At 66.2% G+C, this 16,590-nt stretch carries 16 protein-coding genes; 6 read left to right on the top strand and 10 right to left on the bottom strand.

The annotated features are described in order from the left end of the window. Positions 1-78: 78 nt before the first annotated feature. A complete protein-coding gene (locus tag HF886_RS20005; RefSeq protein WP_206037367.1) occupies positions 79-294 on the bottom strand; it encodes a hypothetical protein in 216 nt (71 codons plus the stop codon). Positions 295-554: 260 nt separating this feature from the next. Here HF886_RS20005 and kstD point away from each other — a divergent pair, with 260 nt between their 5' ends. The 4 genes from kstD to HF886_RS19985 are packed head-to-tail and all read left to right on the top strand — an operon-like array spanning position 555 to position 6,054. Further along, positions 555-2,270, top strand: coding sequence for a 3-oxosteroid 1-dehydrogenase (gene kstD / locus HF886_RS20000; RefSeq protein WP_206038984.1), 1,716 nt, complete (start codon positions 555-557; stop codon positions 2,268-2,270). Between the two features lie 48 nt (positions 2,271-2,318). Beyond that, a complete protein-coding gene (locus tag HF886_RS19995; RefSeq protein ID WP_169653270.1) occupies positions 2,319-3,179 on the top strand; it encodes a MaoC/PaaZ C-terminal domain-containing protein in 861 nt (286 codons plus the stop codon). A gap of 31 nt (positions 3,180-3,210) precedes the next feature. Further along, positions 3,211-4,956, top strand: a complete 1,746-nt coding sequence (locus tag HF886_RS19990; RefSeq protein WP_169653269.1) for a cholesterol oxidase substrate-binding domain-containing protein — start codon at positions 3,211-3,213, stop codon at positions 4,954-4,956. A gap of 33 nt (positions 4,957-4,989) precedes the next feature. Further along, positions 4,990-6,054 carry an alpha/beta hydrolase gene (locus HF886_RS19985; protein ID WP_169653268.1) on the top strand — a complete coding sequence of 355 codons (1,065 nt, stop codon included), beginning with the start codon at positions 4,990-4,992 and terminating at the stop codon, positions 6,052-6,054. Positions 6,055-6,117: 63 nt separating this feature from the next. Here the strand turns inward: HF886_RS19985 and HF886_RS19980 are convergent, their stop codons facing one another. Together HF886_RS19980 and HF886_RS19975 are read right to left on the bottom strand one after the other, a co-directional pair. After that, complete coding sequence (locus tag HF886_RS19980; RefSeq protein ID WP_169622745.1) at positions 6,118-6,921, bottom strand: ABC transporter permease; 804 nt, start codon at positions 6,919-6,921, stop codon at positions 6,118-6,120. After that, positions 6,918-7,895: an ATP-binding cassette domain-containing protein gene (locus HF886_RS19975; protein WP_169622746.1), complete on the bottom strand. Its 978-nt coding sequence runs from the start codon at positions 7,893-7,895 to the stop codon at positions 6,918-6,920. The genes HF886_RS19980 and HF886_RS19975 overlap by 4 nt, the downstream gene beginning before the upstream one ends. Before the next feature lie 332 nt (positions 7,896-8,227). On the opposite strand from HF886_RS19975, the gene HF886_RS19970 reads away from it, so the two are divergent. Next, positions 8,228-8,698 (top strand): hypothetical protein, encoded by a 471-nt coding sequence (locus HF886_RS19970; protein ID WP_169622747.1) that lies wholly within the window; start codon positions 8,228-8,230, stop codon positions 8,696-8,698. Here HF886_RS19970 and HF886_RS19965 read toward each other — a convergent pair. Together HF886_RS19965 and HF886_RS19960 are read right to left on the bottom strand one after the other, a co-directional pair. Then, the gene (locus HF886_RS19965; protein ID WP_169622748.1) at positions 8,685-10,010 is read right to left on the bottom strand and encodes a diacylglycerol kinase family protein; all 1,326 of its coding nucleotides are present in this window, start codon (positions 10,008-10,010) and stop codon (positions 8,685-8,687) included. The two genes, HF886_RS19970 and HF886_RS19965, sit on opposite strands and share 14 nt — an antisense overlap. A gap of 64 nt (positions 10,011-10,074) precedes the next feature. Continuing rightward, on the bottom strand, positions 10,075-10,497 hold the full coding sequence (locus HF886_RS19960; protein WP_169622749.1) for a hypothetical protein: 423 nt from the start codon (positions 10,495-10,497) through the stop codon (positions 10,075-10,077). A 220-nt stretch (positions 10,498-10,717) separates the two neighbouring features. Between HF886_RS19960 and HF886_RS19955 the strand changes: the two genes are divergently transcribed. Next, the gene (locus HF886_RS19955; RefSeq protein WP_206038977.1) at positions 10,718-11,776 is read left to right on the top strand and encodes an ABC transporter permease; all 1,059 of its coding nucleotides are present in this window, start codon (positions 10,718-10,720) and stop codon (positions 11,774-11,776) included. A gap of 36 nt (positions 11,777-11,812) precedes the next feature. Here the strand turns inward: HF886_RS19955 and HF886_RS19950 are convergent, their stop codons facing one another. The 5 genes from HF886_RS19950 to HF886_RS19930 are packed head-to-tail and all read right to left on the bottom strand — an operon-like array spanning position 11,813 to position 16,572. After that, positions 11,813-12,979: a lipid-transfer protein gene (locus tag HF886_RS19950; RefSeq protein ID WP_169653267.1), complete on the bottom strand. Its 1,167-nt coding sequence runs from the start codon at positions 12,977-12,979 to the stop codon at positions 11,813-11,815. After that, entirely contained in the window at positions 12,976-13,380 is a 405-nt protein-coding gene (locus HF886_RS19945; RefSeq protein WP_169622751.1) for a MaoC family dehydratase, read from the bottom strand. The genes HF886_RS19950 and HF886_RS19945 overlap by 4 nt, the downstream gene beginning before the upstream one ends. Beyond that, positions 13,377-14,390: a bifunctional MaoC family dehydratase N-terminal/OB-fold nucleic acid binding domain-containing protein gene (locus tag HF886_RS19940; protein WP_169622752.1), complete on the bottom strand. Its 1,014-nt coding sequence runs from the start codon at positions 14,388-14,390 to the stop codon at positions 13,377-13,379. Before HF886_RS19940 ends, HF886_RS19945 begins: the two co-directional genes overlap by 4 nt. Continuing rightward, positions 14,387-15,538 (bottom strand): acyl-CoA dehydrogenase family protein, encoded by a 1,152-nt coding sequence (locus tag HF886_RS19935; RefSeq protein WP_169622753.1) that lies wholly within the window; start codon positions 15,536-15,538, stop codon positions 14,387-14,389. The genes HF886_RS19940 and HF886_RS19935 overlap by 4 nt, the downstream gene beginning before the upstream one ends. Beyond that, a complete protein-coding gene (locus tag HF886_RS19930; protein WP_169622754.1) occupies positions 15,523-16,572 on the bottom strand; it encodes an acyl-CoA dehydrogenase family protein in 1,050 nt (349 codons plus the stop codon). The genes HF886_RS19935 and HF886_RS19930 overlap by 16 nt, the downstream gene beginning before the upstream one ends. Positions 16,573-16,590: the final 18 nt, after the last annotated feature.

The following is a 16,590-nucleotide window of genomic DNA, read 5'->3' as shown; positions in this document are numbered from 1 at the left end:
CGGGATATCACTTCACAGTGGCCGTTCGGAACAGTGGACGGGGCAGAACACGTCGTTCGGTCGCCGTCCCCCACCGGCCTACTGGCTGGGCTCGGGCATTCCCTCGCACTGGACCTGCGGGTTCACACCCACATAGTTGAGCGGACCTGCTACGACGGTGGTTGCCACCGTTGCCAGGCTGCTGCAGTTCTGCGGGGAATCCTCGAAGTAGCCTCGCTGCCACCCAGCGACGGCCCCGATCACCAGCCAGACCAGCACCAAGAGAGTCAACAAACGCACGGCTCCACCTCGCAGTCGATGATGTGTCCGAGGGTTCGGACGGCTGCGGATACCCACCTCGGAAACGAACAAACCTCCCTATGTCCACCAAGCGGTCAATCCGGTCATACGACGCCATTCGGCGACGCCCCCGTCTCCACCGGTTCGAGACGGTCCCCTGCACCCGGCTTCCGCCGTCGATACTGGAACGCGTTCCGGTCGCCGCTCTCTGTACCGGCAGTGGGTTGTACAGAAAAGATGGACTCCACACCCCCTCGTTCTATAACGTGTTCTACATGAGCTATCAGGAGTACGACATTGTCGTCGTCGGCAGTGGCGCCGGCGGAATGACCGCCGCGATCACCGCTGCCCGCAAGGGGTCGAGTGTCGTCCTGATCGAGAAGGCATCCCGGTACGGCGGATCGAGTGCCCGCTCCGGCGGCGGCGTGTGGATTCCCAACAACGACGCCCTCGTGGCCGCCGGGGTGCAGGACACTCCCGAGGCCGCTCGCACGTACCTCCACAGCATCATCGGCGACGTCGTGCCCGCCGAGAAGATCGATACCTACATCGATCGCGGGCCCGAGATGCTGTCGTTCGTGCAGAAGCACAGTGCGCTCGAATTGCAATGGGTTCCAGGCTATTCCGATTACTATCCGGAGGCGCCCGGCGGGCGAGCAGGGGGGCGCTCGGTGGAGCCGACACCGTTCGACGGCCGCCGCCTCGGCGACGATCTCGCTTTGCTCGAGCCCGATTACGCGCGCGCCCCGAAGAACTTCGTCATCACCCAGGCCGATTACAAATGGCTGAACCTGCTGGTGCGCAACCCCCGCGGACCCCTCCGTGCCGTTCGGGTCGGAGCGCGATTCGTGTGGGCCAACATCACCAAGAAGCACCTTCTGGTGCGCGGCCAGGCGCTGATGGCCGGCCTGCGCATCGGTCTGCGGGACGCCGGCGTTCCGTTGCTCCTCGATACCGCGCTGACCGACCTGTTCGTCGAGGACGGTGTGGTGCGCGGGGTGACCGTCGACGCGCACGGCGAGCAGCAGATCATCCGTGCCCGCAAGGGCGTGATCCTCGCCAGCGGCGGGTTCGAGCACAACGAGGAGATGCGCAAGAAGTACCAGCGCGCGCCGATCGGCACCGAATGGACGGTGGGAGCCAAAGCCAACACCGGCGACGGAATCCTGGCGGGCCAAAAGCTCGGGGCTGCAGTGGACTTCATGGACGACGCGTGGTGGGGTCCGTCCTTCCCGCTCACCGGCGGTCCGTGGTTCGCCCTGTCGGAACGAAGCCTGCCCGGCTGCATGATGGTCAACAGTGCCGGAAAACGATTCGTGAACGAGTCCGCGCCCTACGTCGAGGCGACACACGCGATGTACGGCGGGAAGTACGGCCGTGGCGACGGACCCGGGGAGAACATTCCGAGTTGGCTCATCCTCGATCAGCGCTACCGCGATCGGTACACCTTCGCCGGTATCACCCCGCGAACGCCCTTTCCCGGCCGCTGGGAGAAGGCCGGGGTGCTCGTCAAGGCCGGCTCGATCAGCGAACTCGCCGAGAAGATCGGGGTCCCTGCCGCAGCGCTCACCGACACCGTCGAACGGTTCAACGGTTTCGCGCGTGCCGGTAAAGACGAGGACTTCGGCCGCGGCGAGTCGGAATACGACCACTACTACGGCGATCCCCGCAACAAGCCCAACCCGAGCCTCGGCGTCGTCGACAAGGCGCCGTTCTACGCGTTCAAGGTCGTGCCCGGCGATCTCGGAACCAAAGGTGGCCTCGTCACCGACGTCCACGCGCGGGTGCTGCGCGAGGACGGCACCGTGATCGCGGGGCTCTACGCGACGGGCAACGTCGGTTCACCCGTCATGGGACACACGTACGCCGGGCCGGGGGCAACGATCGGCCCCGCGATGACCTTCGGATATCTGGCAGTCCTCGACATCCTCGACTCCGATCACGGTGACCCCGTCGACGACGAACTGACCGAACCCGCCGAAAGCCGCTGACCGATACCGGGCCACCGCGCCGCCGTCTTCGCGAAAGGACAACATCGCGTGCCCATCGACCTCGCCGTCGCTCTCGGCGCCGAGTTGCCCGCCCAGGAATTCTCCTGGTCGAGCAACGACATCCAGCTCTACAACCTCGGTCTCGGTGCCGGATCCCGGCCCACCGACGCCGGCGAACTGCGATATCTCGGGGACCACGCACCGCAGGCGCTGCCCACCTTCGCGACGGTCGCGGCCACGTTCCACCAGATCGAACCGCCGAAGGTGTCCTTTCCCGGAATCGAGATCGATCTCGCCAAGGTCGTGCACGGCAGTCAGGAAGTGCTCGTGCACGCGCCCATCCCGCCGTCGGGCAAAGGCCGCACCGTCACCCGCATCTCCGAGGTGTGGGACAAGGGCAAGGCCGCCGTGATCGTGCAGGAATCCACCACCGAAGACCCCGACGGTAATCCTCTGTGGACGGCCCGGTCGTCGATCTTTGCGCGCGGTGAAGGTGGATTCGGCGGAGAACGCGGACCGTCCGAGTCGGTGGAGCTTCCCGAACGGGAACCGGATGCCGAAATCGATGTCCCGACTCTTCCACAACAGGCGCTGCTGTACCGGTTGTGCGGGGACCGCAATCCCCTGCATTCCGATCCCGAGTTCGCGGCGGCCGCCGGCTTCCCCGCCCCGATCCTGCACGGGCTGTGCACCTACGGAATCGTGTGCAAAGCCGTCACCGACCGGTTCCTCGATGCGGACGCCGCCCGAGTCGCCGGTTTCCGGGCACGGTTCGCCGGTGTGGTGTTCCCCGGGGAGACCCTTCGTATACGGGTCTGGGACGAAGGTACCCGCAAGCTTGCGACCGCCTCGGTGGTCGAACGTGACCTCGCGCCGGCACTGGCCGATGTCGTCCTGACCGTGTCGTGACAACATAACCCTGGGGAAAGTAAACACACACATGGCAATTCGAGATGCGTCGCCGTCCCTGTCCCGGCGTGGCTTCCTTGCTGTGGGCGCCGGAGCCATCGCGGCCACCGCACTGGGCGGCTGGACGCCCGTCCACGCAGTCCCTTCGGGTTCGGCCGCGAGCACCCTTCCGGCACCGCCCTCCTTTCCCGAGGGCATCGCCCCGTACCAGCAGGCGTACCAGAACTGGTCCAAAGAGATCATGCTGGACGCAATCTGGACCTGTGCGCCGCGAACACCGGATGATGTTGTTCAGCTGGTCAATTGGGGCCACCAGAACGGCTACACGATCCGGCCGCGGGGCGCGATGCACGGCTGGACGCCGCTGACGGTCGTCAACGGCGCACCCATCGACCGGGTGATCCTCGCCGACACCATCGCCCACCTCGACTGGGTGGACGTTGATCCCGGAAGTTCTCCCCCCACGGTGACGGCAGGTCCCGGCGCCACACTCGACGCCATCACGACGGCACTTCAACAGCACGGCCTCGGCTGGGCGAATCTCCCCGCACCCGGAGTCCTCACGATTGCCGGTTCGCTCGCCGTCAACGCACACGGAGCTGCTCTACCGGCCGACGGCGAATCCACCGAGCCCGGACACACCTTCGGGTCGTTGAGCAACCACGTCACCGAGCTCACCGCCGTCGTATGGGACGGAAGCGCGTATTCGTTGCGCACGTTCACCCGCGCCGATCCCGATATCTCGCCGTTGCTGTGCCATCTGGGCCGCACGTTCGTCACCTCCGTGACCCTGCAGGCGGGACCGAACTACCGCATGCGCTGTCAGAGCTTCACCGACATCCCGTGGGACGAGTTGTTCTCTCTCCCCGGCGCCCAGGGCCGCACCTTCGAGTCGTTCGTGCGCAGTACCGGGCGCGCCGAGGCCATCTGGTACCCCTTCACCGACAAGCCGTGGCTGAAAGTCTGGTCTCTCGCTCCCGAGAAGCCGGCCTCGTCCCGAGAAGTACACGGGCCGTACAACTATCCGTTCTCCGACAACGTCCCGGAGCCGATCACCGATCTGCTGGGCCAGTTGACGGCCGGCAACACCGCGATCGCCCCGGCGTTCGGGCAGACGTATTACGGTGTGACGGTCGCGGGATTGGCGGCGACGGCGTCGTCCGATATCTGGGGATGGTCGAAGGACCTGCAGTTCTACATCAAAGCGACGACACTGCGTCTCACCGAGGGCGGGGGCGCCGTACTCACCGATCGCGCCAATATCGCCACCGTGATTCACGACTTCACGCACTGGTTCCAGGAGCGGATCGAGCACTACCGTGCGCTCGGGCAGTACCCGCTCAACGGGCCGGTCGAGATCCGCTGTTGTGGTCTGGACCTGCCGGAGGATGTTCTCGTGCCGTCCGCCGGGTCGCCGACGCTCGCGTCGACGCGTCCTCGCCCCGACCACCCGGAGTGGGACACAGCCATCTGGCTCAATGTGCTGGGTGTGCCTGGAACACCCGGCATGTTCGCGTTCTACCGCGAAATGGAACAGTGGATGAGACAGCGGTACAACGGCGAAGATTCGACGTTCCGGCCGGAATGGTCGAAGGGGTGGGCATTCGGCCCGGACCTGCCGTACACCGATGAGACCATCGTCTCCCAGAGCCTGCCCGACACCTATCGCGAAGGCGTTCCGTCCGAAGACAATTGGGATTCGGCGCGGGCGGTGTTCAACCGGCTGGATCCTCATCGCGTCTACAGCAACAGCTTCATCGACACGTTGCTCCCCTGACCGGTCTCGTCAGCTTTGCTAATGTTCTGCCCCATGCGGAATCTGCGGCGGTGGGCTGGTGCGGTAGCGGTACCGATCTTGGTGCTGGGAGGCGGGGTGACGCTCGCCGGAACGGCGTCGGCGCTGCCCGACACCGGTTCGGTCATCCTGCCCTCGGGGGACGACACCGCAGTAACCTTCGACGCCGACGGCAGTACGTTCCACGGCAGTCTCCGACTCCCGAACGGCGCCACCACCGGTGCTGCGTTGTTGCTGCCCGGTAGCGGTCCGACCGATCGCAACGGCAATCAGCCGGGGGTCGCATCCTCCGATGTGCTGCAGAGGGTCGCCGATTCGCTTGCAGCCCAAGGAATCGCCAGTCTTCGATTCGACAAGATCGGGGCCGGCGACACAGGGCTCGGAAAGTTCACGGCGGAGACCGTCGGCGAGTACGGTTTCGTCGACCAGGTCGATCACGCCGCGGCCGCAGCCGACCTGCTCGCCACCCGGACGGGATTCGCCACGTCGGACGTCCTCGTCCTCGGGCACAGCGAAGGCGGCCTGACCGCACTCGCTCTCGCCGACAGGGGAATCGGTGACGGGTTCGGGCTTCTCCAGCCCCTCCCGATGCGCTATCTCGATCTGCTGTCGGCACAGATCACGGCCGTGGCAGAGTCCGGGCAGCTGAGCCCGGACCAGGCCGAAGCGGTGCGTGCCGACGTGCCGCGAACCGTGGAATCGCTGCGCGCCACGGGTACCGTCCCTGCGGACCAGCATCCTCTGGTTGCGCAACTCGGGTTGAACGAGGCCAACGCCAAGTTCCTCGCCGAGGCGGACAGGCTCGATCCAGCCGCGCTGGCCGCGGGACTGGCGGCGGATACACCGGTGCTGCTCACTTGCTCGGACAAGGATCTCAACATCAGCTGCGCACAGGTCGATCCGCTGCGACGGTCTCTCGAGCACACCGACCTGCAGTTCGAGCACTTCGCTACCGCGAACCACAGCCTCGAAGAACTCGGCCCGCTGCCTCCGAGCCCCGCCGACGTGGTGGCATTGCTCCCCGTCTCGGCGGAGTTCGCGGTGGCGATCAACGACTGGGCAACTCGCCAAGCACGCTGATTCCACCACCGCGAGCGTCCTGCGGGATACCCGATCCACTGGAAACTCGGTGCACCGGAAAACTCAGCGGCTGACCGCTTTCTGATACCGGTAGATCGCGAACGGTACGAACACGATCAGTATCAGCGCCGTCCACAGGAGCGACGCGAGGATCGGATTCTGCAGCGGCCAGACGTCCGGCGGCGGAACCATCGGGTTGGTGTTCCCGAACAGGTTTCGCACGGCCTGCGTGAGTGCCGACAGCGGATTCCACTCGGCGATCGTGCGGAGGACAGGCGGCATGGACGACGGATCGACGAAGGTGTTCGCGACGAACGACAACGGGAAGATCACCATGAAGCTCGCGTTGTTGAACACCTCGGGCGTCCGGACCCACATTCCGACCACGGCCATCACCCACGACAACGCGTAGGCGAACAGCAGCAACAGAAGGTAACCCGCTACGGCCTCCCCGAAGGACGAGTGGATCCTCCACCCCACCACCAGACCGGTCAGCGACATCACCACGAGGCTGACCACGTTGATGAGCACGTCCGTGGTCGTCCGTCCGATCAGGACGGCCGAGGGTGCCATGGGCAGCGACCGGAACCGATCGATGATGCCTTTCTGCAGGTCTTCGACCATTCCCAGACCGGTCCACGTGGACCCGAAGATCACCGTCTGAGTGAAGATGCCGGCGATGAGGAATTCGCGATACGACATTCCGGGAATGTCGATCGCGCTACCGAACACGTAGGCGAACAGCAGCACGAACATGATCGGCGAGAGCATCGTGAACACGATGAGATCGGGCACACGCTTGATCTTGATCATGTTGCGCTTGGCTATGGTGAGGCCGTCCGATGTGACCAGCTGTACCGAATTCACTGCGCCGCCTCCTCTGTCTTCTCTGCCTCGTGGCCCGTCAGGGTGAGGAACACGTCGTCGAGTGTCGGCTTTCGCAGTGCCACATCGGTCACGCGAACGCCCGCCACCGCGAGCTTCCCCAGCGCCGCGACGAGGGCTTCGGCGCCCGCCCCGCCCCCCGCGCCACTCAGGGGGACGGTGAGCGTTCCGGTTCCCGAATCGAGCTGGATCTCACCCGACGCGACCGAGGCGAGTTCGCGGCATGCGACTTGCTGGTCTCCGGCATCGGGCACACCGATTTCGATGCGTTCACCACCCACCTGGCTCTTGAGTTCGTCCGCATCACCGCGCGCGATGACCTTGCCGCGGTCGATCACCGCGATGTCGTCGGCGAGGCGCTCGGCTTCGTCCATGTACTGGGTGGTGAGCAGGAGCGTGGTGCCACGCGCCACCAGCGTGTCGATGACCTCCCACAATCCGAGCCGCGCCCGGGGGTCCAGGCCGGTGGTGGGCTCGTCGAGGAAGAGCACCGGCGGTTCGGCGACCAGCGCGCCGGCGAGGTCGAGACGTCGGCGCATACCTCCCGAATAGCCCTTGACCGGGCGATCTCCTGCCTCTTCGAGGTCGAACTGCGCGAGCAGTTCGCGCGCTCTCTCCCTGCTGCGTTTGACGCCCAGGTGGTAGAGCCTTCCGACCATCTCGAGGTTCTCGAAACCGGTGAGGTATTCGTCCACCGCCGCATACTGCCCCGACGCTCCGATGTGGGAGCGGAGTGCGCGGGCGTCGTTCACGACGTCGAAACCCGCGACCCGCGCGCTACCGGCATCGGGCACGATCAAAGTGGTGAGTACCCGGACCGTCGTCGTCTTGCCTGCCCCGTTGGGACCGAGCAGCGCCGTGACCGTCCCTTCGGGCACCCGGAGGTCGATGCCGTCGAGGGCTTTGACATCTCCGTAGGTCTTGATCAGTCCTTCTGCGACTATGGCGTCGGCCATGAGTCCTCCCTGACTGGTGGTTGCGTCGTCAGTCTGCACTACAGGACCGACACGTTTCGACCGGTTTTCTCATCGCAGAAATCGCACACTTTCGGAATCGGCTGCTCCGGCAGTACCCGATGCACCGGCCGCCCGAGGTGCGAACCCGGACTGTTCGGGGTGAGGTACGCGTGAATTCGAAGGTTGGGGCACGTCGCCCAGCACAGGTGGGTAAGCAGCGGCCTGCCCCGCGACGGAGACCGGGCGTCAGGGCCGATCACCGCCCGAAATCGTTGGCGCGAAATCATATCGCGTGCTCTACTGAACGCTCATTCCAGGAGAAGGGGACCTGTATGACCGTACGATTCCTCCGACGCACCGCCGCTTCCGCTCTCGTTGCCGCAGGCATGTTCACCGGACTCGGCGTGGGCGCCGGAACAGCTGCTGCCGAGACTCCGATTCCGATGAACCGCTGCTGGGGCGTGAGCCCTTACATCGTGGACCAGCCGTATGCGCCGGCACGGCTGTTCGGATGGCAGACCGAACCGGGAAGGATCGAGCTGTCCCTACCCGACGTATCCAGCCTGTGGTTCTTCGCCGGTGGATATCGGTCCGACGTGCGCCTGGACTGGCACAACCGCAACACCGGTGCACGCGGAACCCTCACCGACTCCGTCACCGTCGCCTATCCGGGCAGCGGAGTGGCGCGTTTCGATGTGCGTTCGGGCCCCGGCGACGTCGAATTCACCGTCAGCGCAGTGAACAGCATTCCTTTGTGGGCCATCCCGACCACGTCGTGCGGTGGCGTCGTCACGGTCTGGTAGTCGAACGCGCCAACCGGGACAGCTGTACCCAATCCAGAACCGGCCGGGGAATCCGCATCCCCGGCCGGTCGCGGGGCACGAGGACGCGTAACGCACCCGGGGCGACGGTGCAGCGCACCGGCGACGGCATCCGCACCGACTCCCCGTCCACACCGACCGCGATGTCGTGTTCGCCCGAAAACACCACGACTTCCGTGGCCGTGCGCTGGACGAGACCTTTGGTTCGCGCGCGGCGAAGAACTCCGACGATCTGGCCGGCCCCCTGCACCGACAGAGCGATCACGCCGAGCCTGCCTCGATCGAGCCGAAGACGCCGGCCCATCCCTACCAGGTCGTCCGTGGTGTACGGATTGTTGCTGACGAGCAATGCGCGTGGACCCTCGAGGACCGTGCCGTCGATACGTGCGCACAATGCCCCGTGTGCGCTGGTGTCCAGCAGGTCGGGCAACAGGTCGAGAACGGTCTTCGCCTTGTCGTCACGGTAGTGCGGGCTTTCCACGATCTCGGCGTAGACCCCGAAGGACGCGTTGTTGACGAAGGGCCGACCGTCGATGTGTCCGAGGTCGACGTGCAGTTCGACTCCGTCGCGGAGCGCCTCGAGACCGGCCACGGGGTCTTCCCTGTCCAGTCCGAGGTCGAGCGCGAAGTGGTTGCGTGTGCCGGCACTGATCACCAAGAACGGAATCCCTTGTTCCGCAGCCACTCCCGCGACCAGAGCCTGAGTGCCGTCGCCACCGGCAACACCGAGCAGATCGGCTCCCCGCGCCACCGCCCGGCGCGCGAGCGCCTGGACATCGACGAATTCGGGCCCGTCGAGTACTACGACCTCGGCACCGAGTTCCTCGGCACGTCGTCGCAGGTCGAAACGAACGACTTTGCCACCACCGGAGTGCGGGTTCATCACGAGAAACGGCCGGTGCACAGTCTCCGCGGGGTATTCGGACATCGTGGATTCGGAAGCACGGATCCTCAGAGCGGCGCGGGCAGATCCGAATGCCGCGAGCACGAGAGCCACCTCGAGCGGAATCACCCACAACTCGCGTTCTCGCACGATTACGACCAACACGACGATCGGAGCGCACAGCGCCGACACCAGCGCCGCCAGCCGGAGAACACCACGCCACGTGAGAAACCCGTACACCGCAGCGACGGCCACCACCACGGCCGCGATGCTCGTCACCGTGAACAGCACTGCCCCGCGCAGGCCCGCAACCACGATCGGTACGACCAGGGCCGCCGCGAGAAGAATCCAGGCGAGGCGTGCCCACCACAGTGCGAAACCGTTGTGGGACTCGTACACAGGTGCGGTCATCGTCGAGTTCCGGGCGCGCGGAGCGCGGTCACCGAGACCGTGCGGCTAGACCGCCCGGATGCGCCTACACATACGTACGCGGGTTCCAGGTGGAGACTGCCCAGATGACCACCACGTCGAGCGCGATGATGAGAATGGACCACCAGGGGTAGTACGGCAGCCACAGGAAGTTGACGATGATGGAAATCGCCGCGATGACGATGGCTGTCACGCGTGCCCAGGTGGCGCCCGTGAAGAGCGCCGCACCGATGAGGATCATCAGCGCACCGACCACGATGTGGATCCAGCCCCACGTCGTGACGTCGAATTCGTAGGTGTAGGCCACACCGACGACGAAGATTTCGTCCTCCGCGACCGCCGCGATTCCCTGCAGGAGGGACACCACGCCGAGTGTCGCGAGGATGATGGCAGCACCTACCGACGTTCCCGCGGCAATGCCTTGTTTCACGCTGGGGTCTCGTCGGGTCGCACGCATTTCTTCGGACATGGTCGTCCCTTTCGGAGGCGAGTGATAGTCGTAGTATGCGCGCGCCGACCACTCACGTCCGCAAGATCGAATTTTCTCTCCGATAGCCACGTCCGACTCGTAACATCGGCTCGTCGTCCGAGACTCGACCGTCCTCGTCTCCGCAGACCGACGTCGGAGACGTGTGGAAGCATGGCTACCGGAAACGGTTTTCGGTCCACACGCTGCATCCACCGGACACGTGTCGAAGGGACGCAGGATATCCAGCTCCATATCGGCCGGCGGACCGGATGAAAACGCCGGTGCGAATGCACAAGCCGACAAGACGACCCGCTCGTCGTGGATCCGGCTGAGTGCGCTCGTCGCCGGACTCACCGCAGTCGTCGGCGTGATGCTCCTCGCCTTCGCGCTGCCTGCCATCCATGGCGGACCCCACGACATGAGACTCGGCTTGGCCGGGCCTTCGCCCGCAGTCGACGCCGTCGCAGGAAACCTCACCCCCGATGACTGGGACGTTGTCCGCTTCGACACTCCCGAAGACCTCATCGCCGGCATCGAGAATCGCGAAGCTGCAGGCGGACTCGTTTTCGCGGCCGACGGTGTGGATGTCTACACGGCCACCGCGGGTGGCGCACCCGGCGCCGCGGCCGTCACTGCCCTCGGAACGAGCATCGCCCAGCGGCAGCAAGTGCCGGTGCGGACGCACGAACTGGTGGCCTTCCCTGCGGACGACCCCCGAGGAGCCGGACTGACCGCCGCAGCGCTTCCGATGGTCTTCGGTGGACTCATTCCGGCAATTGCACTGACTCAGCTGTTCCCCGGACGCAACCGCCTGCTGCTGCGCTTCGTCGGCGTCGTGGCTTTCGCAGTGATCGCCGGTGTCGCGCTCACCGCCATCCTCCAGTTCGGCACCGGATCACTGGCCGGAAACTACTGGCTCACCGCAGAGGGTCTCGCGCTCGGCATGGGCGCGCTGGCGTTGACCGTCCTCGGGCTCGAAGCCCTGCTCGGTCCGGTGGGCATCGGTCTCGGCGCTTTTCTGATGATGTTCGTGGGCAATCCACTCTCGGCGCTCGGGACCGGGAGCAACTGGCTTCCCGACGGATGGTCCACTTTCGGGCAGCTGCTGCCCCCCGGGGCGACCGGTTCACTCCTGCGCGCGAACGCGTTCTTCGGCGGCATCGGCAGCGGGTTCCCGAGCGTAGTGCTCGCTTGCTGGGTCGCGTTCGGCCTCGTCCTCGCGCTGATCGCCGCACGCCGCGAACCGAGGGGCGCGACCACAGCCGTCGACCCAGAATGAAACGGGGCATGGGATCCGTCCGCGCCCGATCGCAGTTCAGCGGGTGAGGACGAGACCGGACGTCGGCACACCCGTGCCCGCTGTGACGAGCACGTTCTCGACGTCGTCGACCTGGTTGCACGACGTCCCGCGGATCTGGCGGACCGCTTCTGCGATTCCGTTCATGCCGTGGATGTACGCCTCGCCGAGTTGCCCACCGTGGGTGTTGATGGGCAGCCTGCCACCGAGTTCGATCCCGTCGGCCACGAAGTTCTTCGCATCGCCCCGGTCACAGAATCCCAGTTCCTCGAGTTGCATGAGCACGTACGGCGTGAAGTGGTCGTACAGGATCGCAGTCTGAATGTCCTTCGGGCCGAGGCCCGATTGTTCCCACAGTTGGTTCCCGACGATGCCCATCTCCGGGAGACCTGTGAGCCCGTCGCGGTAATAGCTCGTCATGATGTATTGGTCCGGTCCGCTGCCTTGCGCCGCCGCCGCGATCACCGTGGGCACCTGCTTCAGATCCTTCGCACGCTCCGGTGTGGTCACCACCAGCGCGACACCCCCGTCCGATTCCTGACAGCAATCGAGCAGCCGCAACGGTTCCGCGATCCAGCGGGAATTCTGGTGGTCGTCCAGGGTGATGGGTTTTCCGTAGAAGAACGCCTTCGGGTTGTTCGCCGCGTGGGCGCGGTCCGCGACGGCCACCGCTCCGAAGTCCGCACCGGTGGCACCCGAGACGTGCATGTACCGCTGCGCCACCATCGCGACGAACGATGCGGGTGTGCTCAACCCGTGCGGGTAGGAGAACGCGTTGTCGGTACCGGAGGCGTTGACCTGGGCAGCGAGCGTGCTGTTCACCTGCCCGTATCGCGCGCCGGAACGTTCGTTGAACGCGCGGTACGCAACCACGACGTCGGCCACGCCGGTCGCGACAGCCATCGCCGCCTGCTGCACGGTGGCGCAGGCCGCACCGCCGCCGTAATGGATGCGCGAGAAGAACTTCAGGTTCGGGATGCCCACCGCTCGCGCGACCGCGACTTCGGTATTGGTGTCCATCGTGAACGAGACCAGGCCGTCCACGTCGGAGGGGGCGAGTCCGGCGTCGTCGAGCGCGTCCCGCACGGCTTCCGCCGCGAGTCGCAGTTCGCTCCGGCCGGAATCCTTCGAGAAGTCGGTGGCACCGATGCCCGCCACGACCGCCCTGCCCGACAGACCGCTCATTCGGCATCTCCGATCACGAGGGTGGCCTTCGCGGTGATGTGGTCGCCCAGCGCATTACGCCCGACGACGTCGACGGTGACCAGACCGTCGTCGACGGCCGCCACCGTGCCGGCGAGTGTGAGGGTGTCGTACGCGTACCAGGGCACGCCGAGGCGTAACGAAATCGACCGCACGACGGCACGAGGACCTGCCCAGTCCGTGACGTACCGCTGGACGAGGCCGGTGTCGGTGAGGATGTTGACGAAAATGTCCTCGGACCCGCGCTGCCGCGCCTTGTCGCGATCGTGGTGCACGTCCTGGAAGTCGCGGGTGGCCAACGCCGTCGAGACGACGAACGTCGGGTCGGCGTGAATCGACAAGGGTGGGAGCGCCTGCCCTGCCGTCACCGCATCGATGCTCACGAATCCTCCTCGAGGGGCTTCCAGGCGTACAGCGTCCACGGGGTTCCTTCGGTGTCGTCGTCGCCGGGAAAGTCGAGATAGGTTGCCTCCACGGGCATTCCGATTCTCACGTCCGACGGGTCGATTCCCCGGAGTTCTCCGAGCATGCGCACGCCCTCGTCGAGTTCCACGAGCGCGACGACGAAGGGAACCTGCCGGCCCGGAACTTTCGGGGCATGGTGGACGACGAAACTGAACACCGCACCCCGGCCCGACGACACCACGTAGTCGGTCGTCTCGTCCTTGTCGAGCCACAGCGCCGGTACCGGCGGGTGTTGCAACGTGCCGTCGGGGCGGCGCTGGATGCGCAACTCGTGGCCGGCGACGCCGTCCCAGAAGAACTGCGTGTCGCGCGATGCGGACGGCCGCATCATCCGTGACGGGTCCAGATCCTCGGGCACCGTGGCCCGCGGGGCGGAGTCGGCAGCCTCGCCCGGCGGAGCGAATTTGAGGATGCGGAACAGCATTTCGGCGACGACCTCGTCGCCGACCTTCCACACGTTGCGGGTGGTAAAGAACCACCCTTCCCCGAGACCGGTTTTCTTCGGGCCCACCACATCCTCGAGCGTGGACTCGATGGTCACGTGCTCACCGTGGCGAAGATAGCGGTGGTAGGTCTGGTCGCAGTTGGTCGCGACCACCGAGGTGTACCCCGCGTCGTCGAGGATCTGCGTCATCCGGCCGAGTGGATCGTCCTTCTCCCGCTCGGCACCGAGACCCCGCATCGTCCAGACCTGAGCCATCGCGGGCGGTGCGACCGGACCGTCGTGCCCGGCTGCCACCGCAGCGGACTCGTCGGTGTAGATCGGGTTGTCGTCACCGATCGCCTCGAGCCAGTTCCGGATCATCGGGAGATTGACGGGATCGCGACCGAAGCGGGGTGCGGACGGTCCGTCGTTACGCACGCGTTCGGCGGCCGCAAGGATCTCGTCGGCCGTGCTCTCCGCGCCGGCCGTCTGTGCGCCTGTCACCGCGGTACCCGGGGCATACCCAGACCGGCGGTGGCGATGAGTTCTCGCATCACTTCGTTGACCCCGCCCCCGAACGTGATCACCACGTTCCGCTTGGCCATCATGTCGAGCCAGCGCAGCAGATCGGCCGTGTCGGTGTCGGCCGGGTCGCCGTGGCGTCCGACGATCTCCTCGGCGAGCCGGCAGACCCGCTGGATCCGTTCCGTGGCGAACACCTTGGTGGCCGACGCGTCGGCGATGTCGACGGCGTCGTTCTCACTCGCCGCGACCTGCCAGTTGAGAAGCTCGTTGAGCCGATGTGTCGCGTGGATCTCGCCGAGTGCGCGGCGCACGTCGGGTTCGTCCAGGAGGTTGTGCCGTCGCACCCAGTCCTGCAGATGGTCGTAGATGCCCGCGACCCGGCCCGCCGGTCCGAGCATCACGCGCTCGTGGTTGAGCTGCGTGGTGATCAGCCGCCAGCCCTTGTTCTCCTCACCGACGAGCATGTTCGCCGGCACCCGCACATCGTTGTAGTACGTGGCGTTGACGTGGTGCGCGCCGTCGCACGTGATGATGGGCGTCCAGCTGAATCCCGGGTCGGTCGTGTCGACGATGAGAATGGAGATACCCCGGTGCCTCGAGTCGGCCGAGCCGGTGCGGACAGCGAGCCAGATGTAGTCGGCGTCGTGACCCCCGGTGGTGAAGATCTTCTGCCCGTTGACCACGTACTCGTCGCCGTCACGTACAGCGGTGGTGCGCAGCGCCGCGAGGTCCGTCCCGGCTTCGGGCTCGGAGTAACCGATGGCGAAATGGACCTCACCGGCGAGGATTGCGGGGAGGAACTTCCGCTTCTGCTCGTCGGTTCCGTAGACCTGCAAGGTGGGACCGACGGTCTGCAACGTGACACCGGGCAGCGGCACGTCGGCACGCATGGCTTCGTTGGCGAAGATCTGCTGCTCGACGTCGCCGAAGCCATGGCCGCCGAACTCGACGGGCCATCCCACTCCCAGCCATCCGTCCTTACCCATTCGGCGGACCACCTCACGGTAGGTGGGGCCGTGCCGCTCGGTGCGCATGATCGCGGCTTCGTCGGCGGAGACGAGATTCGAGAAGTAGCTGCGCAACTCGGCTTGCAGCGCACGCTGGTCGTCGGTCAGATCGATGAACACCGGGCCCCCACGAGGTCGAGTCGGTACGAAGCGCCGCCGAGCCACCGTGCAAGGTCCTTGGCGGTCGACGAGTATCTGTGCAGCGGATAGGTCGCATCCACTCCGATGCCGCCGTGCAGGTGGTGCAACACCCGCATGGCGGGAGGAAGTTCCGCAGCGATCCAGTACGCGGTGACGTCGAGATCGTCGTCGGCGTCGAGACCTCGGGAGACACGCCAGACCGAAGACAATGCGGCGACGTGCAGGGTCCGGGCGGTGACGTAGACATCCGCGATCTGCTGGGCCACTGCCTGGAAGGTGGCGAGCGGCTTACCGAACTGGTGCCGCTCACTGACGTGGCGGGCAGTGAGATCGGTTGCTCCCGAGAGCAATCCGTCCGAGTAGGCGGCTGTCGCGGCGATTGCCAGACGGTAGAGCGTCGCCACGGACTCCGCACCGTCGAGGCCGTCGCCGAGCAGGGTTCCCACCGCTCCGTCGAGCCGCATCGAGAACTCGGGGTCGCCGACCGCGGACGGACTCTCCCTCAGCGTGACGCCCTCGGCGTTCGGGTCGACCGCGACGACCCCGGAGTCGGTCGGTACCAGGACGAACCGCGCGCGATCGGCGTAGGGCACGGCCACGAACGATCCGGTGACGGCGTGCCCGCCGTCGGTGGCGGTGACGGTGGCCCCGGGCCGGCCGGGGAACGGCCGGCCCGGTTCGGCGAGCGCGGCGGAGAGGACCGCGCCGCCGGGGACACCGTCGAGCAGGACGTCCTGCTGTGCCTCGGTGGCGAGGGCGAGAACGGGAAGTACCCCGAACCCGACGGTCGGCAGCGCGGGGATCCGTGCCGCCGAACGTCCGACCTCGGTGAGCACGGTGGCAGCCTCGGCGACGCCGAGTGCCGAACCTCCGAGTCGCTCGGGCAGGGCCAGCGACAGGAGGTCGGCCTCTGCCATGGCTCTCCACAGGTCGTCGGCGCCCAGGTCGCGGGCGAGCAGGTCGGCCGCGACGCCGGCAACGTCCTCCTGCGTCTCGTCACGTGCGAAGTCCACCGTTACCACCTTCGTGCT

The sequence above is a fragment of the Rhodococcus sp. 105337 genome (assembly GCF_012844225.1).
Lineage (GTDB): Bacteria > Actinomycetota > Actinomycetes > Mycobacteriales > Mycobacteriaceae > Rhodococcus.
Note: the sequence above shows the minus strand (reverse complement) of the source record. Positions and strands in the feature narration are given on the sequence as shown.